Source organism: Bradyrhizobium shewense (genome assembly GCF_900094605.1).
Classification (GTDB): domain Bacteria; phylum Pseudomonadota; class Alphaproteobacteria; order Rhizobiales; family Xanthobacteraceae; genus Bradyrhizobium; species Bradyrhizobium shewense.
Map to the genome: position 1 here is coordinate 31001 of NZ_FMAI01000029.1, position 22965 is coordinate 53965.

At 62.7% G+C, this 22965-nt stretch carries 22 protein-coding genes and 1 pseudogene; 8 read left to right on the forward strand and 15 right to left on the reverse strand.

Annotation, left to right across the window (positions count from 1 at the left end; translation table 11 throughout):
- Window positions 1-127 precede the first annotated feature (127 nt).
- A complete protein-coding gene (locus GA0061098_RS35630; protein WP_091966070.1) occupies window positions 128-1384 on the reverse strand; it encodes an aspartate kinase in 1257 nt (418 codons plus the stop codon).
- A gap of 147 nt (window positions 1385-1531) precedes the next feature.
- Here GA0061098_RS35630 and GA0061098_RS35635 point away from each other — a divergent pair, with 147 nt between their 5' ends.
- The 3 genes from GA0061098_RS35635 to GA0061098_RS35645 all read left to right on the forward strand — a co-directional run bounded on the left by GA0061098_RS35635 (window position 1532) and on the right by GA0061098_RS35645 (window position 3860).
- The gene (locus tag GA0061098_RS35635) at window positions 1532-1999 is read left to right on the forward strand and encodes a PH domain-containing protein (protein WP_091966071.1); all 468 of its coding nucleotides are present in this window, start codon (window positions 1532-1534) and stop codon (window positions 1997-1999) included.
- Between the two features lie 14 nt (window positions 2000-2013).
- Window positions 2014-2787, forward strand: a complete 774-nt coding sequence (gene ubiG / locus GA0061098_RS35640; protein WP_161966326.1) for a bifunctional 2-polyprenyl-6-hydroxyphenol methylase/3-demethylubiquinol 3-O-methyltransferase UbiG — start codon at window positions 2014-2016, stop codon at window positions 2785-2787.
- Between the two features lie 173 nt (window positions 2788-2960).
- Window positions 2961-3860: an EamA family transporter gene (locus GA0061098_RS35645; RefSeq protein ID WP_028141896.1), complete on the forward strand. Its 900-nt coding sequence runs from the start codon at window positions 2961-2963 to the stop codon at window positions 3858-3860.
- Here the strand turns inward: GA0061098_RS35645 and GA0061098_RS35650 are convergent.
- The 4 genes and pseudogenes from GA0061098_RS35650 to GA0061098_RS35665 form a co-directional block, all read right to left on the reverse strand.
- Window positions 3857-4339, reverse strand: a complete 483-nt coding sequence (locus GA0061098_RS35650; protein WP_091966072.1) for a DUF1178 family protein — start codon at window positions 4337-4339, stop codon at window positions 3857-3859. The genes GA0061098_RS35645 and GA0061098_RS35650 overlap by 4 nt on opposite strands.
- On the reverse strand, window positions 4336-5214 hold the full coding sequence (locus GA0061098_RS35655) for a carbon-nitrogen hydrolase family protein (protein WP_091966073.1): 879 nt from the start codon (window positions 5212-5214) through the stop codon (window positions 4336-4338). The genes GA0061098_RS35650 and GA0061098_RS35655 overlap by 4 nt, the downstream gene beginning before the upstream one ends.
- Window positions 5211-5486: a glutaredoxin 3 gene (grxC, locus tag GA0061098_RS35660; RefSeq protein ID WP_091966074.1), complete on the reverse strand. Its 276-nt coding sequence runs from the start codon at window positions 5484-5486 to the stop codon at window positions 5211-5213. Before grxC ends, GA0061098_RS35655 begins: the two co-directional genes overlap by 4 nt.
- A gap of 35 nt (window positions 5487-5521) precedes the next feature.
- Window positions 5522-6332: pseudogene (locus GA0061098_RS35665) on the reverse strand (ComF family protein).
- Window positions 6333-6556: 224 nt separating this feature from the next.
- Here GA0061098_RS35665 and GA0061098_RS35670 point away from each other — a divergent pair.
- Window positions 6557-7426: a methyltransferase domain-containing protein gene (locus GA0061098_RS35670; protein WP_091966075.1), complete on the forward strand. Its 870-nt coding sequence runs from the start codon at window positions 6557-6559 to the stop codon at window positions 7424-7426.
- A 96-nt stretch (window positions 7427-7522) separates the two neighbouring features.
- On the opposite strand, the gene mutT is transcribed toward GA0061098_RS35670, so the two are convergent.
- Window positions 7523-7933 (reverse strand): 8-oxo-dGTP diphosphatase MutT, encoded by a 411-nt coding sequence (gene mutT, locus GA0061098_RS35675; RefSeq protein ID WP_091966076.1) that lies wholly within the window; start codon window positions 7931-7933, stop codon window positions 7523-7525.
- Between the two features lie 136 nt (window positions 7934-8069).
- Between mutT and GA0061098_RS35680 the strand changes: the two genes are divergently transcribed.
- Window positions 8070-9395, forward strand: a complete 1326-nt coding sequence (locus GA0061098_RS35680; protein ID WP_091966077.1) for a TadE/TadG family type IV pilus assembly protein — start codon at window positions 8070-8072, stop codon at window positions 9393-9395.
- Between the two features lie 192 nt (window positions 9396-9587).
- Here GA0061098_RS35680 and argJ read toward each other — a convergent pair whose 3' ends face one another.
- On the reverse strand, window positions 9588-10829 hold the full coding sequence (argJ, locus tag GA0061098_RS35685; RefSeq protein ID WP_091966078.1) for a bifunctional glutamate N-acetyltransferase/amino-acid acetyltransferase ArgJ: 1242 nt from the start codon (window positions 10827-10829) through the stop codon (window positions 9588-9590).
- Window positions 10830-10959: 130 nt separating this feature from the next.
- Window positions 10960-11874, reverse strand: a complete 915-nt coding sequence (locus GA0061098_RS35690; RefSeq protein ID WP_018320555.1) for a peptidylprolyl isomerase — start codon at window positions 11872-11874, stop codon at window positions 10960-10962.
- A 353-nt stretch (window positions 11875-12227) separates the two neighbouring features.
- On the opposite strand from GA0061098_RS35690, the gene secA reads away from it, so the two are divergent.
- Window positions 12228-15068 carry a preprotein translocase subunit SecA gene (gene secA, locus GA0061098_RS35695; RefSeq protein WP_091966079.1) on the forward strand — a complete coding sequence of 947 codons (2841 nt, stop codon included), beginning with the start codon at window positions 12228-12230 and terminating at the stop codon, window positions 15066-15068.
- Window positions 15069-15539: 471 nt separating this feature from the next.
- Here secA and GA0061098_RS35700 read toward each other — a convergent pair whose 3' ends face one another.
- The 4 genes from GA0061098_RS35700 to GA0061098_RS35715 all read right to left on the reverse strand — a co-directional run bounded on the left by GA0061098_RS35700 (window position 15540) and on the right by GA0061098_RS35715 (window position 19405).
- Complete coding sequence (locus GA0061098_RS35700) at window positions 15540-16862, reverse strand: hypothetical protein (protein WP_091966080.1); 1323 nt, start codon at window positions 16860-16862, stop codon at window positions 15540-15542.
- A 115-nt stretch (window positions 16863-16977) separates the two neighbouring features.
- Window positions 16978-17712 carry a hypothetical protein gene (locus GA0061098_RS35705; RefSeq protein ID WP_091966081.1) on the reverse strand — a complete coding sequence of 245 codons (735 nt, stop codon included), beginning with the start codon at window positions 17710-17712 and terminating at the stop codon, window positions 16978-16980.
- Window positions 17713-18006: 294 nt separating this feature from the next.
- The gene (locus GA0061098_RS35710) at window positions 18007-18498 is read right to left on the reverse strand and encodes a hypothetical protein (RefSeq protein WP_129591014.1); all 492 of its coding nucleotides are present in this window, start codon (window positions 18496-18498) and stop codon (window positions 18007-18009) included.
- Window positions 18499-18535: 37 nt separating this feature from the next.
- Entirely contained in the window at window positions 18536-19405 is an 870-nt protein-coding gene (locus GA0061098_RS35715; protein WP_091966083.1) for a hypothetical protein, read from the reverse strand.
- Window positions 19406-19566: 161 nt separating this feature from the next.
- Between GA0061098_RS35715 and GA0061098_RS35720 the strand changes: the two genes are divergently transcribed.
- Window positions 19567-19929: a hypothetical protein gene (locus tag GA0061098_RS35720; protein WP_129591015.1), complete on the forward strand. Its 363-nt coding sequence runs from the start codon at window positions 19567-19569 to the stop codon at window positions 19927-19929.
- 69 nt (window positions 19930-19998) lie between these two features.
- Here the strand turns inward: GA0061098_RS35720 and GA0061098_RS35725 are convergent, their stop codons facing one another.
- Window positions 19999-20592: a hypothetical protein gene (locus tag GA0061098_RS35725; protein ID WP_129591016.1), complete on the reverse strand. Its 594-nt coding sequence runs from the start codon at window positions 20590-20592 to the stop codon at window positions 19999-20001.
- A 76-nt stretch (window positions 20593-20668) separates the two neighbouring features.
- Window positions 20669-21778, reverse strand: a complete 1110-nt coding sequence (locus GA0061098_RS35730) for a tetratricopeptide repeat protein (protein ID WP_091966086.1) — start codon at window positions 21776-21778, stop codon at window positions 20669-20671.
- Window positions 21779-22087: 309 nt separating this feature from the next.
- Between GA0061098_RS35730 and GA0061098_RS35735 the strand changes: the two genes are divergently transcribed.
- Window positions 22088-22444: a hypothetical protein gene (locus GA0061098_RS35735; RefSeq protein ID WP_129591017.1), complete on the forward strand. Its 357-nt coding sequence runs from the start codon at window positions 22088-22090 to the stop codon at window positions 22442-22444.
- Between the two features lie 28 nt (window positions 22445-22472).
- On the opposite strand, the gene GA0061098_RS35740 is transcribed toward GA0061098_RS35735, so the two are convergent.
- Window positions 22473-22916: a MarR family winged helix-turn-helix transcriptional regulator gene (locus tag GA0061098_RS35740; protein WP_018320557.1), complete on the reverse strand. Its 444-nt coding sequence runs from the start codon at window positions 22914-22916 to the stop codon at window positions 22473-22475.
- Window positions 22917-22965 lie beyond the last annotated feature (49 nt).

A 22965-nucleotide genomic window follows, 5' to 3' on the forward strand; every position in this document is an offset into this window, starting at 1 on the left:
TGTACACCTTCGCGTTTGCTGCGACCGCTAAGAGAAAATTAGTCCAGGCATGGTCCGGAAAGTGCGAAGCGGTTTTCCGGAAAGACCATGCTCAAACAACAACCTGAAGCGCGACGATGGTCGCGTTTCAGGCCTGATCGAGACCGTAGAGCGTGTGCAGGGTGCGCACCGCAAGCTCGGTATAGGCGGTGTCGATCAAAACCGAGAATTTGATCTCGGAGGTTGTAATGGCCCGGATGTTGATATTCCGCCCGGCGAGGGCCGAGAATGCCTGGGCGGCGACGCCGGCATGGCTGCGCATGCCGCTGCCGATCACCGAGATCTTGGCGACGTCGGTGGCGGTATCGAGCCGCGCATAGCCGATCTTGCCCTTGGCGGCGGTAATGGTGTCCTTGGCGCGGGTATAGTCGGCCGCCGGCACCGTGAAGGTGAGGTCGGTCGTCTTGCCGTCCTCGGAGACGTTTTGCACGATCATGTCGACGTTGATGTTGGCATCCGCCAGCGGGCCGAAGATCGAGGCCGCAACGCCCGGCTTGTCCTCGATCTGGCGCACCGAGATCTGGGCCTCGTCCTTGGAGAAGGCGATACCAGTGACGACGTGGCTTTCCATGATCTCCTCCTCGCTGCAGATCAGCGTGCCGGGCGGCTGGTTGGCATGCGGGTCGATATCCTCGGGCTTGTCGAAGCTCGAGCGGACGAGGATCGGCATGTTGTGGACCATGCCGAGTTCCACCGAGCGGACCTGAAGCACTTTTGCGCCCTGGGAGGCCAGTTCCAGCATGTCTTCGAATGCGATCTTGTCGAGCCTCTTGGCCTTCGGCACGATTCGCGGATCGGTTGTGTAGACGCCATCGACATCGGTGTAGATGTCGCAGCGGTCGGCCTTGACGGCGGCGGCGATCGCCACGGCCGAGGTGTCGGAGCCGCCGCGGCCGAGCGTGGTGATGCGATTGGTCTCTGGGTTGATGCCCTGGAAGCCGGCGATGACCGCGACCTCCTTGCGATCCTTGAAACGGCTGATGATCTCGCTGCCGTCGATATCCTCGATCCGGGCCGAGGCGTGGGCGTCGCTGGTCTTGATCGGGATCTGCCAGCCCTGCCAGGAGCGGGCCTGGATGCCCATGCCCTGAAGCGCAATGGCAAGCAGGCCGGATGTCACCTGTTCGCCGGAGGCGACGACGGCGTCGTATTCGCGCGCGTCGTGCATCGGCGAGGCCTCGGTGCACCAGGCCACCAGCTCGTTGGTTTTCCCCGACATCGCCGAGACGACCACGGCCACTTCGTGGCCGGCGTCGACCTCACGCTTCACGTGGCGTGCGACGTTGCGGATACGTTCGATGTTGGCGACGGATGTGCCGCCGAATTTCATCACGAGGCGGCTCATGACGACGCGTGCATTCCCTCATAAGGATAAGTATGGTGACCCGCGCGAGGCGATGCCGCGGACCCGACCGCGCGTATACAGAGGGGCGGGGCCGGGGGCAAGCGGGTTCCTGCTGCGGCCAATCCGGGCAATGGGTTATCAGAGGTTATGGCGCGCTATATTGACGAAATCCTGCAGCCCGGCGAGCGGGTGCTGTATTCGACCAATGCGCACTGGATCTTCTATTTTCCGGCCATCCTGGCCTGGATCGCGGCTTTCGCCCTGTTCGTCCTGTCAGGGCAGACCACGGTCAACGGGCTCGTGATTCTCTGTCTCATCGCCTCGGGCGTGGTGGCTCTGGCGGCCCTGTTCTGGACCGTGAAGGGCTGGTTCCATCGCTTCACCACCGAGACCGACGTCACCAACCTAAGGATTGTGCACAAGACCGGCTTCATCAAGCGCCGCACCTTCGAGATGGCGCTGGACAAGGTCGAGAGCGTCGATGTCAATCAGACGATTCTTGGACGTATTCTCAACTACGGCGACGTGACCATCAACGGCGTCGGCGAAGGTCGCGAAACCATCCGGACCATCGCCTCGCCGCTCGCCTTCCGTAGTTCGATCACCACGCGGTAGGACCGCGCGTAACCATGAGCATGCAGCAAAATACTTCCCTCTCCGCCAGCCCGCAGCCGGGTTCGACCGTCGACGCCGCCGAGATCGCAAAGTTCTCGAAACTCTCAGCGGAGTGGTGGGACCCCAACGGCAAGATGGCGCCGCTGCACCGGATCAACCCGCTGCGGCTCGGCTACATCCGCGATGCCGCCTGCCGCAAGTTCGAGCGCAACGTGCGCAGCCTCAACTGCCTCGGCGGGCTTCGCGTGCTCGATATCGGCTGCGGCGCCGGCCTGTTGTGCGAGCCGCTGTCGCGGCTCGGAGCGCAGGTCATCGGCGTAGACCCTTCCCAGAGCAACATCGCCGCGGCCAAGCTGCACGCCGATAAGGGCCATCTTGCGATCGACTACCGCTGTACCACGGTGGAGGAGATCGACCCGCGTGAGCGCTTTGACATCGTGCTGGCGATGGAGGTGGTCGAGCACGTCGTCGATGTCGGCGTCTTCCTGAAGCGCTGCGCGGCGATGCTGAAGCCGAACGGCCTCATGGTGGTCTCGACGCTGAACCGCAACTGGAAGAGCTTTGCGCTCGCCATCGTCGGCGCCGAATATGTGTTGCGCTGGCTGCCGCGCGGCACCCACGAATGGAATAAGTTCGTCACCCCCGACGAGCTGACAAAATACCTGCTCGACAACCGCCTCGTCATCACCGAGCAGACCGGCGTGGTCTACTCACCCTTCGCCGACAAATGGACGCTCTCGTCGGATATGGACGTGAACTACATGGTGGTGGCGGAAGGGATGGTGTGAGGCTGGAAGTGGGATGCGAGCTGCTTCTCCACAAACGGTGTCGTCCTGCGTTCGCAGGGACGACACCGAATTTGTCGCGAGAGCATCGCACCCATGACGTCGGCGTGATTGACCTGCTCTGCCGCTAGCGGCAGGTTGGCTGCATTCCTCCTGCCTCAGCTTCCATCCACCCCATGCTCACCATCGCCAGCCTCTGGATTCCCTTCACCCTCGTTGCCGCGTTGGGCCAAGTCGCGCGCAATGCGATGCAGCGGTCGTTGACGAAGCCGCTGGGGACCTGGGGCGCGACCAATATCCGCTTCCTGTTCGGCTTCCCGTTTTCGGTGCTGTTTCTCGGCGTGGTGCTGGTCGCCACTGGCGATCGTCTGGGCATGCCGCCGACCGTGTTCTGGCCGTGGCTCTTGCTCGGCGCGCTCAGCCAGATCGTCGCCACCGGCCTGATGCTGCTTGCCATGAACGATCGATCCTTCGTGGTGACGACGGCGTATCTGAAGACCGAGGCGATCCAGACCGCGATCTTCGGCTTCGTCTTCCTTGGCGATCACCTGACCTGGCTGAAGGTGCTGGCGATCGTGATCGCGACCGTCGGCGTCGTCATCACCGCGCTCAGGCCCGGCGGCGAGAAGAGTTTTGCAGAATTGAAGCCGACCATCACCGGCCTCGTTGCGGCTGCCGCGTTCGCGCTGTCTGCGGTTGGCTTTCGCGGCGCGATCATCAACGTGCCCGGCGTCTCCTTCGTGACCTCGGCCTCGTTCACGCTGGTGCTCGGCCTGTTCGTGCAGACGCTGGTGCTGACGATCTATCTGCTCTGGCGCGCGCCAAAGGTGCTGCAGGCGATCCTCGGCCTGTGGAAGCCGTCGATGCTCGCGGGCTTCATGGGCGCCTTCGCCTCACAATTCTGGTTCCTGGCGTTCGCGCTGACGGCCGCCGCCAATGTCCGCACGCTCGCTCTGATCGAGGTGCTGTTCGCGCAAGCGGTGGCGTATTATTCGTTCAAGCAGCCGATCGCGCCGCGCGAGCTCGCAGGTATCGCGCTGATCATCATCGGTGTGGCGGTGCTGGTGGGGGCCTAATTCCGGTCTTCCGGCAATGTCGGCAGTGGCGACACCTCGATGCCCTCGTCGATCAGCGACTTCGCCTCCTCCGGCGAGGCCTCGCCGTAGATCGGACGGTGCTCCTTGTCGCCGTAATGCATCGCGCGGGCCTCATTGGCGAAGCGCTCGCCGACATTGTCGGCGTTCTTCACGATGTGATCGCGCAGCTCCTTCAGCTTGGTGCGCAGCTCTTTCTCCTGCGCCAGCATCAGCGAAGTCGGCCCTGATGGTGCCGCCTCGGGCTTGGGGGCTGCCGCCGGTTCCGGCGGTGGCGCCGCGCGCCCACGGCCCTTCTTGCCGACGATACGCGGGGCCATGATCGCCTTGTCGACCTTGGCGGATCCGCAGATCGGGCAGGTCACGAGCTTGCGCTTGACCTGCGAATCATAGGCCGACGAGCTCTGGAACCAGCTCTCGAAGCCGTGGTCGCGGTCGCAGCGAAGCGCGTAGCGGATCATGCCGATCCCCGCACGAGGTGCAAATGATCCGGCCCGGCCTTGGGATCGGACACGCCGAAGCGGCGGCCGTGCTGGAGCGAGGGAATCGCGCGGCGTGCGGTCTCGACCTTGGCGGGGTCGATCCTGGCCATGATGATGCCGGGCTCGACGTCGCCTTCGGCGAGGATCTCGCCCCAGGGATCGATGATCAGCGAATGGCCGTAGGTCTCGCGCTTGTTCTCGTGGGTGCCTGCCTGGGCAGCTGCGAAGATGAAGCAGCCGGTCTCGATCGCGCGCGCACGCAGCAGCACGTGCCAGTGCGCCTCGCCGGTCTTGCGGGTGAAGGCGGACGGGACGGTGATGAAGTATGCGCCGCTCTCGGCGAGGGCGCGGTAGAGCGCGGGGAAGCGCAAATCGTAGCAGATCGTCAAGCCCACGCGGCCCCAGGGCAGATCGGAGATCACCGCGGTCTCGCCCGGCTGGTAATTGGCGGATTCGCGATAGCTCTCGCCGTCCGGCAGCTCGATATCGAACATGTGGATCTTGTCGTAGCTCGCGAGCACATTGCCCTCGGGCCCGATCAGGAAGGAGCGGTTGACCGCCTTTTCGGCTGAGAAGCGCAGCGCCAGCGAGCCGACATGGAGATGGATCTTCAGTTCCGCCGCGAGCGCCCGGTAGGCCTTCAGCGAGGTGTCGTCCTCCTCGCTCTGCAGATGCTCGAACAGCGCCTTGCGGTTCAGCTGCATCATGTTGCTGACTTCGGGCGTCTGCACGTAGTCGGCGCCATCGGCCGCCGCCTGCCGGATCAGCTTCGTGGCCTGTTCGAGGCTCGGCCCGGGCATCAGACCCGTGCGCATCTGCACCATGGCTGCCGTAAACGTGCGGTTCTCGCTCATGAGTTGGCCTTCACATCTTCCAGCATGCCGTCGAGCTTGCCTTCGCGGTCGAGTGCGTAGAGATCGTCGCAGCCGCCGACATGAGTTCCACCGATCCAGATCTGCGGGAAGGTCGAGCCCTCACCGGCGCGGCCGTACATCTCCTCCCGCCAGGAGGGGTTCTTGGCGACGTCGAATTCGGTAAAGGTCGCCTTCTTGCGGGTCAGCAAGGACCTCGCCGCGGAACAATAGCCGCAGCCCGGCCTGGTGTAGATCTCGACAGCAGCAGTCATGGCGTCCGGCGCTCTCATGTCATGAAGTCATTGAATTATATGGGACGGGGGCCGCTCTCGACAACCCGGGCGAAGACCAGCACGTCGACCTGGGCGGCTTTGGCCCGAAGGAGGACCCGCGCGCAGGCATCCAGCGTTGCCCCCGACGTCAGGACGTCGTCGATCAGGACAATGCGGCGGCCCTGGACTTCAGCCTGACGGTCGGGGAATACCTGGAACGCGCCCTGCACGTTGGTGGCGCGCTGGGCCCGCGACAGGCCGATCTGCTGTTCGGTGGCGCGCACCCGGCGCAGCACCTCAGCCCTCGCCTTGACCCCGCTCTGCCGCTCGATGATCTGCGCCAGGGCGCCGGACTGGTTGTTAGCGACGGCGCCAGGCCCGCCGCCAATGCAGGGGCACCGGCACCAGCATGTCGGCCCCTGCCAGCAGCTCGCCGCCCGCGCGCGCCATCCAGCGGCCCATGGCGGGCGCCAAATCGGTGCGGTCCTGGTATTTCAGCGCATGCACCAGCGTGCGCGCGACGTCGTCATAGCGCACGGCCGCGCGGGCCCGCTGGTAGGCCGGCGGGCTCGCGATCGCTTCCATCGACAGCATGTCGGGGCCGGGGTCATAGACGAAGGGAATGCCGAGCCGCGGGCAATAGGGCCGCTCGATGAATGACAGCCGCGCCCAGCACGAAGCGCAAACGCCCTCGCCCTCGACCGGTTCGCGGCAGGATACGCACTGCGTCGGCAACGCGATGTCGAGCGCGAGCCGTGCCGCGCGCGACAGGGCATGGCGGCCGGCCGTCCATGCGGCACGCAGCGGTGCGGCGATGGAGCGGGTAGGGGCGGCGTTGGCGTCCATGAGGGGAGGCTAGCGTTCCGAGGTTCCGGGCTCAAGCCACGCTCTCGTGCCCCGGACGCAGTGCAGCGCCCCGGCGATGCGAAGCATCGTCCGGTGCGGTGCGCTGCAGAGCCGGGGCCCATCTCACGGCATCGTCCGGTGTTGGTTTCTGGGTCCCGGCTCTGCGCAGCAGCGCAAGAGCGCTGCGGCGCGTCCGGGACACGAGGGCGATTGCCAGAGCCAGCATGATCGGCGTAACCAGCGGCATGGTTCAGTCCCCCCAAACCCCGCCCGCCTTGTTCGATCGCGCCTTGCTGCATGCACGGCAGCGGCGTGCGCAGCCGCAGGGCGAGGTCACCTTCCTGCTCGATCGTGTTGCCGAGGACATGTCCGACCGGTTGGCTGCGGTGATGCGGGAGTTTCACGCCCCGGCCGATCTCTGGACGCCTGGTGAGGGGCTGGCGGAATTGCGTGCGCGGCTGCCTTCCCTCCAACGGATCGCGCTCGATGCTGCGGGTTCAGAGACGCTACCCTTCGCGCCCGAAAGCCTTGATCTCGTCGTCTCCGCGCTGGCGCTGCAATTCGTCAACGATCTGCCCGGTGTGCTCGCTCAAATCCGCCGCGCGCTCAAGCCCGACGGCCTGCTGCTCGCCGCGATGATCGGCGGCGACAGCCTGACCGAGTTGCGCCAGGCCTTTGCCGCCGCGGAAGCCGAATGCGAGGGCGGCGTTTCGCCGCGCGTGGCGCCGTTCGCGGATCTGCGCGACATCGGCGCGCTGCTGCAGCGGGCGGGCTTTGCGCTGCCGGTGACCGACGTCGACCGCGTCGTGGTGCGCTATTCCAACGCATTCGCGCTGATGCAGGATCTCCGGCGCATGGGCGCGGCCAATGTGCTGATCGAGCGGCGGCGAACACCGAGCCGGCGCGCGACGCTACTGCGGATGGCCGAGATCTACACTGAGCGCTTTGCCGATGCCGACGGCCGCATCCGTACGACCTTCGACATCATCTGGCTCTCCGGCTGGGCCCCGCATGCGAGCCAGCAGCAGCCGCTGAAGCCGGGATCGGCGAAAGCGAGCCTGGCGGAGGCGGTGAAGAAGGCGGGGAAGACTTAGGCTACTAGCACCGTCATTCCGGGGCTCGCGCAGCGAAACCCGGAATCTCGAGATTCCGGGTTCGGTCCTGCGGACCGCCCCGGAATGACAGGGGACTCACATCAGCAGATCAATCAAATGCGGGATCAGCGGAATGTCCGCGGGCGGCATCGGGTAGTCGCGCAGCTTGTTGGCACGGACCCAGGCCAGGGTCTGGCCTTCGCGTGGCGTCACCTGTCCCTCCCAGCGCCGGCAGATATAGAGCGGCATCAGGAGGTGGAAGGTCTCGTAGCCGTAGCTCGCGAAGGTCAGCGGGGCCAGGCACGGCTCGGCGACGGTGATGCCGAGCTCCTCGCGCAGCTCGCGGATCAGGCTCTGCTCCGGCCGCTCGCCTGGCTCGAGCTTGCCGCCGGGAAACTCCCAGAGGCCGGCCAGCGTCTTGCCCGCGGGGCGCTGCGCGATCAGGACGCGCTTGTCGGCGTCGATCAGCGCGCAAGCCACAACCAGTGTCAGTTTCAGATCGGCCATACGTGATGTCGCTCGCTGAAGATCATCCGCAACGGTTTATTAACCCTTTGCGCCCCGTGTTTCCGAGATTCCCATAAGTCATATTTAATCGACGGTTCCTAGAGTGGAAACGCTTAAACCACTCCGGGCCCAAGCCATGCGCGCTGCGCTTTCCACCATCATCCGCCGGTTCGTCCAAGACCGGCGCGGCAATATCGCGGTGATCTTCGCGCTCGCCTGCGTCCCGTTGATCACAGCGGTCGGCTGCGCGGTCGACTACTCGCGCGCGACGCAGACCCGGGCCAAGCTTCAGGCCGCGGCCGATGCTGCCAGCGTCGGCTCGATCGCCAAGGCCTCGCCGGCCTTCAAGGCCGCCGGTACCATGACGTCGGATGGCTCCATTTCCGTCGGCGTCACCGACGCCCAGAACATCTTCGACGCCAATCGCGCCAATCAGACCGGCTACACTCTCAACAGCGTCACGCCGACCGTGGTCAAAACCGGATCGACCGTGACCTCGACCGTTGCGTTCAACGCCACCATGAACACCATGTTTCTCGGCCTGATCGGCAAGTCCGCGCTGACGCTGAGCGGTACGTCGAAAGCGACGGCCAGCATGCCGCTCTATATCGATTTCTACCTGCTGCTGGACAATTCGCCGTCGATGGGTGTCGGCGCCACGCCGACCGACGTGCAGACGATGGTCAACAACACATCGGACAAGTGCGCTTTCGCCTGCCACGACCTCAAGGATAAGAACAATTACTACGACCTTGCCAAGAAGCTTGGCGTGACCACCCGGATCGACGTGCTTCGGACCGCAACGCAGTCGTTGATGGATACGGCGAGTGCGACCCAGACCTATTCAAACCAGTTCAGAATGGCGATCTACGATTTCGGCGGCTCCGCAAGCACGCTCGGCCTGCGCAATCTGTTTTCGTTGTCGGGCTCTCTCTCCAGCGCCAAATCGGCGGCGGGTAATATCGACCTGATGTCGGTGAACGGTCAGAACGAGAATAACGACCAAGACACGGCATTCACCGCGATATTCCCTGCGATCAACGGCGAGATCAGCTCCCCCGGGACCGGCACGTCCTCCAGCCCGCTCAAATATCTGTTCTTCGTCTCCGACGGGGTCGCTGACGAGAGCAACACCGGATGCCTGAAACCGCTCTCCGGCACCACGCGGTGCCAATCGCCGCTCAATGCTGCGCTCTGCAAGACGATGAAGGACCGGGGCGTCAAGATTGCCGTGCTGTACACAACGTACCTCGCGCTGCCCACCAACAGCTGGTACATGAAATGGATCGCTCCGTTCAATACCGGCCCCTACGGGCCGTCGCCGAACAGCGAGATCGCGCAGAACATGCAGAGCTGCGCGTCGTCCGGGCTCTATTTCGAGGTGAGCCCGACGCAAGGCATCTCGGACGCCATGAATGCGCTGTTCAAGAAAGCGGTCGCGGACGCGCGGATTTCAGGGTGATTTGAAGCACGGCTCTCGCGCTCTCTTACCGTCACCCTGAGGTGGCCGCTCCTTCAGCGGCCCTCGAAGGGCGACGGCCCAGCTCTCTCCACGCGGCTGTAGCGGTGGCCGTGCATCCTTCGAGGCTCCCGATGGGGCGCTCCGCGCCCCATCCCTCGCACCTTCAGGTTGACGGAGAAGGTGTCGTGAGCCCTACGACCTGTAATCGCCGTTGATCGCGACATATTCCTTGGTGAGATCGCAGGTCAGCACCCGGTCGCGGCCCTTGCCGAGGCCGAGCGAGACCTTGATCGCGATCTCCGGGGCCTTCATCGCTTCCGAGACCTGCGCCTCGTCATAGTCAGGATCGCGCGCGCCGCTCTTGGCGACGCGGATGCCGTTGAAGGAGATCGAAAGCTTGTCGCGATCGGCCGGCTCGCCGGCCTTGCCGACTGCCATCACGACGCGGCCCCAATTGGCGTCCTCGCCGGCGATCGCGGTCTTGACCAGCGGCGAGTTGGCGATCGACATCGCGATCTTGCGCGCGGAGGCCTTGGTCTTGGCGCCCTCGACGGTGATCTCGACCAGCTTGCGCGCGCCTTCGCCGTCCCGGGCCACTTGTTCAGAAAGATTGGCGAGCACCTGGTTGAACGCCTTGACGAAGGCCTTCAGGCGCGGATCGCTGGCGCGGCTGATCTTCGGTGCGCCATGCCCGGCGGCAGCGCCGGTGGCGAAGGCCAGCAGCGTGTCCGAGGTCGAGGTGTCACCGTCGATCGTCACCGCGTTGAAGGTGTCCTCGACGCCGCTCTTGAGCAGCGCCTGCAAGGCCGCGGGCGCGATCGGTGCGTCGGTGAAGATGAAGGACAGCATCGTCGCCATGTCGGGAGCGATCATGCCGGCGCCCTTGGCCATGCCGTTGATGGTGACCTTGGCCTTGCCGAGCTTGACGGTCGCGGTCGCGACCTTCGGGAAGGTGTCGGTGGTCATGATCGCCTTGGCCGCAGCGAGGTAGTCGCCGGGTTCGGCGGCTTCAGCCAGTCGGCCCAGCACGCCGTCGAACTTGGTCGCGTCCAGCGGCTCGCCGATCACGCCGGTCGAGGCCAGGAAGATTTCGCCCTCGCTGCATCCGACCGCCTTGGCCGCGATCTTGGCGGTCAGCGCCGTGGAGGTGCGGCCGGTCTTGCCGGTGAAGGCATTGGCGTTGCCGGAATTGACGACCAGCGCGCGTGCCTTGCCGCCCTTCAGCTTGGCGCGGCACCATTCCACCGGCGCGGAGGGGCATTTCGACTTGGTGAAGACGCCGGCGACCGCGGTGCCCTTGTCCATCACCGCCAGCAACACATCGGTTCGGTTCTTGTAGCGGATGCCGGCTTCGGCCGTCGCGAGACGGATGCCCGCAATGGTGGGCATGTCGGGAACTGTTTTCGGGGCGAGCGGGGAGACGGAGGAGGACATCGCGGGGCGCCTTGGTGGGATCTGAATATGCAGATGCCCGGCCCCTCTGTGCGAAGACGCGCTTCGCGCTTGGGGCCGGGCATCACAAAGGCTTAGATACGCTTCACGTCACCGAAGTGACAGCGAATTCTTACTTCTTTGCAGGGGGCGCCATCTTGCTGTCGGAGGGCTTGGCTGCGTCCGCCGGCTTGGCGTCCGCCGCCGGCTGGTCCAGCCGCTCGACCTTGGCTTCGGTACGCAGCTTGGCGACGTAGTCGGCCTGGGCCTTGCGGGTGACGTACTGCTCGATCTGGGCCTTGACCTGCTCGAAGTCCGGCGCCTTGCGGTTGCGCTTTTCCTCGACCTTGATGACGTGCCAGCCGAACTGCGACTTGACGGGGTCGGAGATCTTGCCGGGCTCGAGCGCGAAGGCGATCGCCGAGAATTCCGGCACCATCTGCTCCTTGGTGAAGAAGCCGAGATCGCCGCCGTCGGCCGAGCCCGGATCCTTGGACTTCTTCTTGGCCAGCTCGGCGAAATCGGCGCCCTTGTCGAGCTCGGCCTTCACCGCCTTGGCCTCGTCCTCGGTCTCGACCAGGATGTGGCGAGCGCGCACTTCCTGCTCGCCGGTGATCTGCTTGGAGGCCTCTTCATAGACCTTCTTCATGGCGTCGGGGGTGGTGGCGGCCTTGCCCTCGCCGGCGAGCAGGCTGTCCATCAGAAGCCGGTTGCGGGCGAATGCCAGGCGCTTCTTGAATTCCTCGCTATCGGCAACCTTCTTGTCCTCGGCAGCCTTGCTGACGATTTTCATGTCGATCAGGAAGGACAGGACGTTCTCGTCCTTGGTCGCCGGGTCCATCTGGGCGAGGCTCGGCCCGAGCTCCTCCTCGGCCATGGCGACGTCGCTCTTCTTGATTTCCGCGCCATTGACCTTCGCCAGCACCGGATCGTCGGCGGCCCGGAGCGGGCCTGCGAACGCCAGGGACAGCGCCAGAGCGAGGCTGCCAGCCAGGGCGGACGCACTGCGGAAACGCTGGCCGGTGGTTACCGGGAACGAGGTGGTCATGGAAAATCCTTATGTTGAAGCAGGGGGCTGCTCGAGCGGGGCGGACACTCGCCCAATACAGGGGGGCTTGGCAACGCGAAAAGTCTGTCAAAATGATGAATTAGCCGCAATGCGCCCGCCGTTGACAAGGCCCTGACCGGGCCATATCTCTGCCCGGTCGCGACCATGGCGATGGCGTTTATTTTGCTGCGTTTTTGGCCGTTGAACCCAGACTTGCCCAATTCCCACCCATATGGCGGATGACCCCCGCAGTCCGGGCTCTGACGCCACGAGGCGTCACGGTGAGTTGATAGGCAGGCGGGCGACAACTTCTTGGCTGCAACGCGGTTGAATCGCGAACACAGGAACTAGGCATGATCGGCGCGCTCGCCCGCAAGTTTTTCGGCTCCGCCAACGACCGGCGGGTGAAGGGATATCAGTCCCGCGTCAACGCGATCAACGCGCTGGAAGGAGAGGTCTCGAAGCTCTCCGACGAGGCGCTCAAGGCCCGCACCGCCGACTTCAAGAAGCAGCTCGCCGAGGGCAAGACGCTGGACGACCTGCTGGTCCCCGCCTTCGCCACCGTGCGCGAGGCCGCCAAGCGCACGCTCGGCCAGCGCCATTTCGACGTCCAGCTGATCGGCGGCATGGTGCTGCACGAGGGCGACATCGCCGAGATGAAGACCGGCGAAGGCAAGACGCTGGTGGCGACGCTTGCGGTCTACCTCAACGCGCTCGCCGGCAAGGGCGTCCACGTCGTCACCGTCAACGACTACCTCGCCCGCCGCGACTCCGGCTGGATGGGCCAGATCTACGGCTTCCTCGGCATGACCACCGGCGTGATCGTGCACGGCCTCGACGATGCCGAGCGCAAGGCGGCCTATGCCTGCGACATCACCTACGGCACCAACAACGAATACGGCTTCGACTATCTGCGCGACAACATGAAGTACCGGCTCGAGGACATGGTCCAGCGCCCGCACTTCTTCGCCATCGTCGACGAGGTCGATTCCATCCTGATCGACGAAGCGCGCACGCCGCTGATCATCTCCGGTCCGCTCGACGACCGCTCCGATTTCTACAACACCATCGACGGCTTCCTGCCCAAGCTCGACAAGACCGACTACGAGGTCGATGAGAAGCAGCGCACGGTGACGCTGACCGAAGCCGGCATGGAGAAGATCGAGACCCTGCTGCGCGATGCCGGCCAGCTCAAGGGCGAGTCGCTCTACGACGTCGAGAACGTCTCCGTCGTGCACCACATCAACCAGGCGCTGCGCGCCCACACGCTGTTCACGCGCGACAAGGACTACATCGTCCGCGACGACGAGGTCGTCATCATCGACGAGTTCACCGGACGCATGATGCAGGGCCGCCGCTATTCCGAGGGTCTGCATCAGGCGCTGGAAGCCAAGGAGCACGTGCAGGTTCAGCCGGAAAACCAGACCCTGGCCTCGATCACCTTCCAGAACTATTTCCGGATGTATGAGAAGCTCGCCGGCATGACCGGCACGGCGTTGACCGAAGCCGACGAGCTGTTCGACATCTACAAGCTCGAAGTCGTGGAGATCCCGACCAACGTGCCGATCGGCCGCCTCGACGAGGACGACGAGGTTTATCGCACCCACAAGGAAAAATACGCGGCCATCCTCGCCGAGATCGAGCGGGCCAATTCGCGGCTCCAGCCGGTGCTGGTCGGCACGGCGTCGATCGAGAAGTCGGAAGTGCTGGCCGAGTTTCTGAAGCAGAACGGCTACAAGCAGATCGATTTCGGCAAGGAGAACGCGCTCGACAAGCTTTACGCTGCCGCCCGCGCCGGCAAGCCGGCGAAACTGTTCGCGGTGCTGAATGCGCGCTTCCACGAGCAGGAAGCCTATATCGTCGCGGAAGCCGGCGTGCCCGGCGCGATCACGATCGCGACCAACATGGCCGGCCGCGGTACCGACATCAAGCTCGGCGGCTCGCTGGAGATGCGCATCCCGAAGGAGACCGCAGGTATCGAAGACGAGGCCGAGAAAGCCAGGAAGATCGAGCAGATCAAGGCCGACGTCGAGCGCTTCCGCGAGATCGTGCTGAAGGCGGAAGAGATCGTCGAGATCGAACCGGCGAAGGGCAACAAGCCCGCCAAGACCGTGACCAAGCCCGGCGGCCTTTACATCATGGGCTCCGAGCGCCACGAATCCCGCCGTATCGACAATCAGCTGCGCGGCCGTTCCGGCCGTCAGGGCGATCCCGGCCGCTCGAAATTCTTCCTGTCGCTGGAAGACGATCTGATGCGCATCTTCGGCTCGGATCGCCTCGACAGCATGCTGCAGCGTCTCGGCCTGCAAGAGGGCGAGGCGATCATCCATCCCTGGATCAACAAGGCCCTGGAGAAGGCGCAGCAGAAGGTCGAGGCGCGCAACTTCGACATCCGCAAGAACCTCTTGAAGTTCGACAACGTCCAGAACGACCAGCGCAAGGTGATCTTCGACCAGCGCGTCGACCTGATGAAGGACGAGAGCGTCGCCGAGACCGTGACCGACATGCGTCACGCCTTCATCGACGACCTCGTCGCCAAGCACGTGCCCGAGCATGCCTATGCCGAGCAGTGGGACGTCGCCGGCCTGAAGGACGAATTGAAGCGCGTGCTCGATCTCGACCTGCCGGTCGACGACTGGGCCAGGGAAGAGGGCATCGCCGACGAGGAGCTGCTGACGCGCATCGAGACCAAGGCCGACGAGCACATGGCGGCCAAGGTGGCGCAATGGGGTCCCGACGTGATGCGTTACGTCGAGAAGACCATTTTGCTGCAGACGCTCGACCATCTCTGGCGCGAGCATCTGATCATGCTCGACCATCTGCGCCAGGTCATCGGGCTGCGCGGTTACGGCCAGCGCGATCCCCTGCAGGAGTACAAGACCGAAGCCTTCAATCTCTTCCAGGAGATGAGCGCGCATCTGCGCGAGGCGGTCACGGCGCAGTTGATGCGGGTCGAGATCGTCCCGCCCGAGCAGGAAGCTCCCGTGCTGCCGCCGATGGAGGCGCACAAGTTCGATCCGACCACCGGCGAGGACGAAATGGCGCTCGCCAGCGTCACGCTCGGCGCTCAGGCCAGCGATGCAGCGTTGCGCGACCCCAAGAACCCGGCAAGCTGGGGCAAGGTCGGCCGCAACGAGGATTGCCCCTGCGGCTCAGGCAAGAAGTACAAGCACTGCCACGGGCGGTATGCTTGATGCAGCTTCTCGTTACTCGTTCGATGGGTTAGCGGATCGCCTCGGCTAGACTGTCCGCTTTTGAAACGCCGCCAACCGTGGTGGTGCTTGCCGAATTTCAGGGAGCGCCACGAATGGACGGCGCTTGCGATCTTGAGGATGGCAAGCTCACGATTTTTCGGCGCAGCGGCACCTACAACGCCCGCCTGCGACTTTCGCCGGGAAATAGTCACGCGGCCGTTGAAGATGACGGTCAAGGAGAATGCCGTGCCGGCTCGGCCGACGGCTGCTGTTTCAATTGGTACACAGAGCCGAGCAGGGCCTCCCGCCGAAAATCCCAACCATTTAGATCTGCAATGGGACCTGATGCTCAGCAAAGCCATCGTGAAATGGACTGCCGAGCTAGGCCTGCGCGGAAATAAGCCACCGATCATCGCAACGTATACGCGCAGGAAGGAGCGATGTTGACGGGGAAACACCGCCTGTTGCGTTCTAAAGCCTATATATAACGAGATCATTCCAATATCGCTCGAGGCGGCGCAGAGCGTTTACAGCGTCAATGTTGACATCCGGCTTTGCCCGCAGCCCTTCGAGTCTCCGTTGGAAGAGAGATCCGACGGCGCCTCGTATTGCCTGCCCCTCATTGCTTAAACTGATGCGCACTGACCGGCGGTCAGTTCTAGACCTGGCATGGGTCAGGAAACCAAGTTTGATCATCCTTTCGATGTGAACAAAATGTTCGGGACCAACGCGTCCGAGCAGCTCCCTGGCGGTGAAATGCTTATCGCCAATGTCATATAACAAGACCCCCTCAAGCCCGGTCAGGTGCTGCCCAAGACGAATAAGCTCGGTCCTGACATCATCTAGCAAATGACGATGGGTCCGCTGGATCAACTGTATCAATCGGCCATAAGGATGCTCGATCTCATTGCCATTGTCTTCAATCGGTTCGCTTTGACTATCGCTAACACTTGTGGAGAGCATGACTTCATCGAGGCTCGAAAGCAGCCGCAGCATCGAGGAAAGCTGATCGTAGTTGATACCTCCCTGCTTCTCCAGCATTGCGTTATGCTTTGCATGCAGTGAGATAATCATCTTTCTGAAGCATTCCCCCTTCTCCGTCAGCCGGAACGTAGCAGGACGGTGCAGTGTATTCCGTCTCACCAATCCGCACTCAACTATAGATTGCAATCTGTCCGTGAGCGTCTTGCGAAGGTGGCCCGCTTTCAGCTGCAGAGAAGTCGTCGTTACTTCGCCTTCACCGATCTCGATCAGCAAGGCTGCGTTCGCAGGCTGCACTGATTTGAATTCACTTTGTTCGATTCCGATTTTTAGGACGTCAAGATATAGATGATGGAGCAGCGGAAGCTGCAGGATGGATTCGCAATAGAGCTGTCGAAGGTCACTTTCTGTCTGTTGCGGTTTGCGCCGTGTCGCCGGTTCCGCTATTTTCGAGAGCTGCTCCCGTTGTTGCGGCGCTCCTTCTTCCGTTGCATTCCACAGTGATACAGGACCGAAAATCTTACATTCTGATCTGAAAGGCTCCTCAAAGTTTGAGTTTAAGTATCTCTTCGCGTCATCGTAATCCTCGAATAAATAGTTGTTTTTGTTGCCCCGAAATGTCGAGGCGAATTTGTATTCGCCCGTATCAATGTCATATCTTGTGAATACGCCCTTGGTTTTGTGCTCAATAACGAAGAAACGTTTGTCCGTCTTGGGAAAGGTTCTTTGATCGATACGTTTGGCCGCTAATCCGAGCATTCGAAGCAGCCCGTTGACGAAGCTAAATTGCCAATCATTCGGCAGATCAAACATCCTGCACCCGCTCGCGCTGTCAAAATAGAGATATCGTCTTGCCGATTGCGATCATCTTGTCGACCTCGTTCCAGAACAGCAATGTGGGCTAGACTGCGCAGGTCTCTTGATGTCGTCACGAGCCTTCATTTCCGGCGGGCCAGTGTTCCTGTTCTAGCGTCCAGTCGGTGGCCTTGGGGTTGATCGGTCTGCCCACCTCGTCATAGTCCCAGATGAACGTCGGGCGGACAAGACTGCAAATGCTGCCGCAGTCCACATCAACCGAGTTGCTCTCCGTGAAGCCTCCGACGACGTGCTGCCCATTATATCGACTGTGGCGTTGAGTTGTGATGACCTTCCCCAGTTCGTTCAACAGTTTGTCTGGGCGCCAGCCGAGATGGAAGCTGCCGATAGAAGCGACTTCGAGCAGCAACGGATCAGGAGCAGGCGACAGAAAAATCTGCGGCAACCGCAGGAGCTTGTATGGCTCCAGACGATGCAGCTGAAATTCTCTGGTTTCGGGATGCCAACTACTCACGATAGCAGGCGCAGTCGAGATCGCATATGCCTCACTCTCCACACGCTCCTGCGACCATCCAGTCACAACAAAACTGCGGGACCGATCACGGTGCGCATCCGAGGCGGCAAGTTCTGCTTCTAGATGTTCGATAGCATCGTCAAAATCAACGAACTCGTTTCCTGTTGTGAAATCGAGGCCCATCAGATCGTGGGCCAGAATCATTCCGTCACACATATTGCTAGGTAGCACCCGGGAAGCAATTCGGGCGATCGCTCCGTCGGAGTCACAGAAGGCCGTGTCACTCACGACAATGACCTCACGATGACCACAAATGATGTTAATTGCGCCCATACAGCTTCTCACAATGCGTTCGGTTTCTAAGCGATCCAGTTCGATTGCCGTCAACTATCTGACACAAGGAGCACCCAGCTCAACTTCCGGCGTCTTAGCAAGCTTCTCGATGATCTTCAGGCTGGCGTCGGCTGTAGAGTATCGATCTTTGCTTCAAGCAGTTTGGCATAGGGAGGTGCTCCGCGACTTGAATCGATGAATCACGAGCGGCGCCCGCTTTTGAGCAAAATGTGACGAACCTTGCCGAAGCTGCCAGTTTCGGCCGACGGCCTTGATCGTCCTGGCCTGCCGACGCTAGCGCCCACATCGCTCGATGCTGGCTCGCCAGTCCGGCGCGTCGATCTTCGGAAGCTGGTAGCTCGCGGTCTTGCTCGAAATCGTCAGCGGCGAGGCGCCTCCGAGCAGGTCGAGCAGATGCTTCTCCACCCGTTTCCAGCGCTTTCCGAACAGGTCGGGATCCTGCCGCGAGAAGCCCAGATCCCATTGCACGAAATTGGTCAGGTCGTCGTCTCCCGAGAGCTCTTCGAGTTCGCCGACGAGCTTCATCGTCCTGCGGCCGTCCCCGATCATCAGCGTGGCCTTGCCGGCGCGTCCTGCCTTGCCCGGATACTTTGCATGCAGGCCGAAGGCGCGGCCGCATCCGAGAACGAACGTCAGCTTTCCGTCTTCCGAGTAGCTCAGGGACGGCAGCTGCCGGTTGTCGAATTCGAGTCTCCACGATCCTGCCGCAGCAGGAGCGGAGCCGGCAATGAGGCAAAGGACGATCGTCAGGACAAGTTTTCGCAAGACGACCATCTCGTAAAAGCGGCTCAACACCAGCGGGTCACTTGCACAATTCACGGAGCTGATTTCGCTTCTCGACGAGATCGGCGCGCTGTGGGTCGTTCCACTTTAGCTTAATGATCGTGAAGTTGATGTCCTCGACCCGCTCACAGTTCTCCTTGGACGGCTTGGCGCCCGAAACTTTCGGCTTGGGATCGGGACGAGGCGCCCGTTCTGGCGTCTTGGCGTCGGCCGCACGGACCATTGCGATGGCACGTCTTGCCTTTGCCTCTCCTGCGGGGTCGCCGGCCTTGCGGTATTGCTCTGCCGCCTTGGTGAAATTGTCCTCTGCGACCTGCAGCTCCCGCTTCCGGTTCGCATAGGTGAAATCTCTGGCCGAATTCAGCGCCGCCTCGCCTGCGCCGTACAGTGTATGCGCGTAGTTGGCGGCGGCCCGCTTCTCGCCGTCAACCGCGCTGGGCGGGGTTGCGGGGGGCTTGGGGGCAGCAGGCGGAGGCGCTGGCGGCGGCGCCGCAGACGGCGTCCGGTCGATGCCGAGAATGTCGGCGGTGACGTTCGCCGCCGTTCCGAGATCACGCGAGCGAGCGCTTGCAGGCGCGGACCCGATGCGGGTCGCGACCGCCGCGCCGCCATTAGTCGACATCGACTTGCCGTCCGGCGCAAGCGTGTAATCCCATGTTCCCAGGCTATTGGTGTAGGTCAGGACGTTGCCGGAGCAGGTCCAGGTGCCCTGCGTGCAAGCAGGGTGCTCGCTACACAGGGCGCGGCCGTCGGCCATGATCGAGCCCCTGTTGCCGCTGCCCGAGTGCCGCCACTCCCCGATGAACTTGCCGGCACAGCTCGATGGTGGAGCGGCTCCGGCCGGCAGGATGGACGTCAGCAGCAATGTACCAGCGATCAGAAATCTCATATTGGTCCCCAGCCTTGAAATCAGGTTGCCACGACGGCCTCAAATGGGTCGAGTGGCCCATACGGATGCCGCACCGCGGCAGTGAAACGAGCTTGCGAGAGGAGCCCCCATGCTCCGCCCCCGGACAATCAGCAGGTCCAGAGAATATGGAGGCAAATTTGATGATGAAAGCCGCCCCGGCGCAAAAGCGATCGTGGTTCACAGTTTTCACGCCACCATTCTTTCCGGCAAGCCTGGTCGCAATGCTGGCTTTGCCGCTTGGTGGCGGCGTCGGCCATGCGGGCTGCCCGAACGACTATCACAGGCTGGACGGCCGCGCCGAGCAAGCGACGGACGCCTTCAACCGCGCCGATGCATCAAGCCGCTGCGTGACAGCGCGAGAGCTCGTCAAGGTCGAGCAGATGCTGTTAGGTTTCGTCGAGCAGCATCAGGTTCAGTGCGTATTGGATCCGGAGTTCGTCGAGGTTCAGCAGCGACGTTTGCGGAAGGCCGAGGCTGCTCGAAACCAGGCTTGCAGCCGGTAGGCCGCCGTCAAGTCCGGTCCGAGCAAGCGCCGGCTGAGCCGGAATGGCGTTGCACAGCGCGGGCGTATTTCAAAAATCCTCCTCCGTTTCAGCTTGCTCGAGCGCCTGTGCGATCGTGAAGCGGCCGCTGTCGCTCGCTTCGATCTTGCCGCGATGGAAGGCCACGATGTCCGCGAAAGGGTCTCCGAGATCCTCGGCGGTCAATTCTGATGCCAATGCCTCGGCAGCTTCCCAGCGTTGCGCTCGCCGGAGCACGTCGAGCAGCAGCAAGCGCGTGTCGATCGATTTGATCGGGCGTCCTTCCAGGTGCGCGGCCGCGCGCAGCCGCAACGTGAGCGCTTCGGACGACTGAGCTTTGTCGTCATCGGCGACCCAGGCGGCGCAGAGCGTGTTCAGGAACGCGGATCTCCTGTCGCCGTAATAGGCGTCCTGCGCCGCGCGAACCAGGAAGCGGCGCGAGGCCGGGTCGGCCAGAGGATCGAGGCACGCGGCCTGGAATTCCGGCGTATCGACGAAGCTGCGTGCCTTCGCGTCGCCCTTGTCGATGCTCGGCGCGACGTAGCCGCAAAAGGGACATTCCTGCAGCCAGTCCGCGGCGGTGACGCGGAACATTCCCGGCGGGCGTTGATCGAGATCCGGTGAGCCCCAAGAATTCGAGCTCATGAGCTCGCAATGCTCCGATCTCTTGCCGCAGCAATAGCATCTCCGAATTCGATCCATGTAGCTCGTCATGTGAGATCTAGCGCGACGCGCTCCATCTTTTTCGCAGGTTGCGGCGAAACGTCTCCGACGCCTGGACGAGTTTTTCCAGCACGCCTTCGCCATAGAGCACGGACTTGTTGCCGGCGTAATCCATGATCTCGTGGCGAAAGATCGGCGACCTGGCGCCGAGGAAATTCTGCAGCAGTTCGAAGCCTCTCTCCAGCACGGGCTCCGTGGCATCCGATCCCGCATCCGCGTATCCCACGGCCAGCTCCGCGAGAATCCAGAGCAGGGCCGCCGCATCCTCGCCATAGGTCCGCTCGCATATCGAAAGCAGACGTTGCAACAGAGGCTCTGCCGCCCGGAATCGCCGGCAGTCCACAAAGGCACGTATCATCTCTTCGAGGGCGACCTGCACCTCCAGGCTATCAGGTCCAAATCGCTTCTCCAGCATGCCGAGGCCACGCTTGAAAGCGGCGACGGCCAAATCGATGCTTTCCCGGCTGCTGCCAGATCTTTGCCGCGTGCTCGCATTGGCGAGGACAATCGCGGTGGCGAGGAGGCACCTCGCGACCTCCTCACTCCGCTTTCCGAAGATCTTCTGTTTGAGGCTGAGGCTGCGTTCGAGATCCGCTTTGGCATCAGCCCACTTCTTCAGGCGCGCGCTCGTCTCGGCGAGCAGGTCTACCGCGGCTGCCACCTCGGCGCTATGCGCGCCATGGATCTTTTCCTTGATGGAGATGCTTCGCTCCAGAAGCACTCGGGCCTTCGCATATCCCCCGCTCGATGCGTAACCCCTGCCGAGCGATTCGCATTCCTCGGCAACCTCTCGACTGTCTTCGCCATAGATTTCGGTCTTGATCGCCAGCCGCCGCAGCTGAAACGGCTCGATATGCTCGAAGTCGGCGCCACCTGCGTGACCGATCCACTTATCGAGGTCGGGTAGTACGGACCTTGGCCCATGCAGGCTTTCGACGATCGAGACGCAGCGTTCGAGAAAGGGGGCCGCATCCACGGGATCCTCATATTGGCAGATCACCCGGACCAGCGATCTCAGCGCCGTCGCCACCTCGTCGCTGACAGGCCCGAAGCGCTTTTCCAGCCCGGCAATGTGTTCAAGATGACGGGGGGCGTAGAAAGACGTCATGGCCGGCCTCAACCTCCGCCCCGATGAGGCGCCTTCGCCAACATGGACAATGCCGCGATCTCCTGGTTGCTGTGTCGCTCCAACATGGACGGCAAGCGCCAAAACGCAAGAGCCGATCGCCTCAACCGCAATTCGCGCTGCTGGCCGGTCTCGCGGCTGGATTGTGCCGCCAGATAGGCGAGATGCCTCGATGATCGGGAGTTTCTTCGGCGGTCTTGCCACGGCCGGCACTTCGGCTTGACCCGCGTGGGCCGCTCGCAATATGGCTACATCGGTGCCGCCAGCGCGCGCCACGTTGGAGGCGTGTCGATGCCGAAACTCAAGCGGGTGCTCTTCATATTGAGTATCGTTCTTGCACCTGTCGCCGCTGCGGCATCCGATCGTGCGGATCCGCTTGCCGATCAGGCATGCTTCGATGCCGTCTCCCACATCGCGCGCGATTATGATGAGAGCGGCATGAAGCCGACCTCACCACTGGTCGCAGCCCTCATCAGAAGATGCAACGGGCATCCGAACCGACTTGCGTGCGATGCAGTGTCGAATGCGGTGGTGCCAGAACTTGGCAGCAGCCCATTCACCTGCGGCTCCAACACGGCGGATTCCGTGCCGCTGATCCTGCCCCCTGCTGATTCAAGCTCGCCGGACGCCGGGAAGCAAAAGAACTAGTTCTGGAGCAAGCTGCCCAGTCGCCCCCTCAATTCGAGCTATCGATCAAGCTCTCCAGCAGCCGCTTCAATTCACTCGTCGATTTGTCACCGTAGCTCTCCAGGATGTGCTCCTCCTGGTCGACCGCGAGCGAGTTGAGCTTCTTGCACAGCACCTTGCCGCGGTCGGAGATGAACATCAGCACCTTGCGGCGGTCGCCCGGGTCCTGCACGCGATAGACCAGCGTGTCGGAGACCATGCGGTCGATCATCTTGGTCAGCGTCGGATGGTTGAGCAGCACGGCGCCCGCAAGCTCGCCCATCGAATGGCCGTTGCCATCCGACAGCACCTTGAGGATGCGCCACTGCTCGACCGGCACGCCTTCCTTGCTCAACCTCAGTTCGAGCTGCCGGTTGATCTCCCGGTTGGCTTGCGCGAGCAGGTAGGCGAGGTGTTCGGTGATCGGGGTGTTTTCTTTCGACGGTTTTGCCACGGCTAAGACTTCGTCTTGACCCAATTGAGTGAATGTCTTGCAATCAATG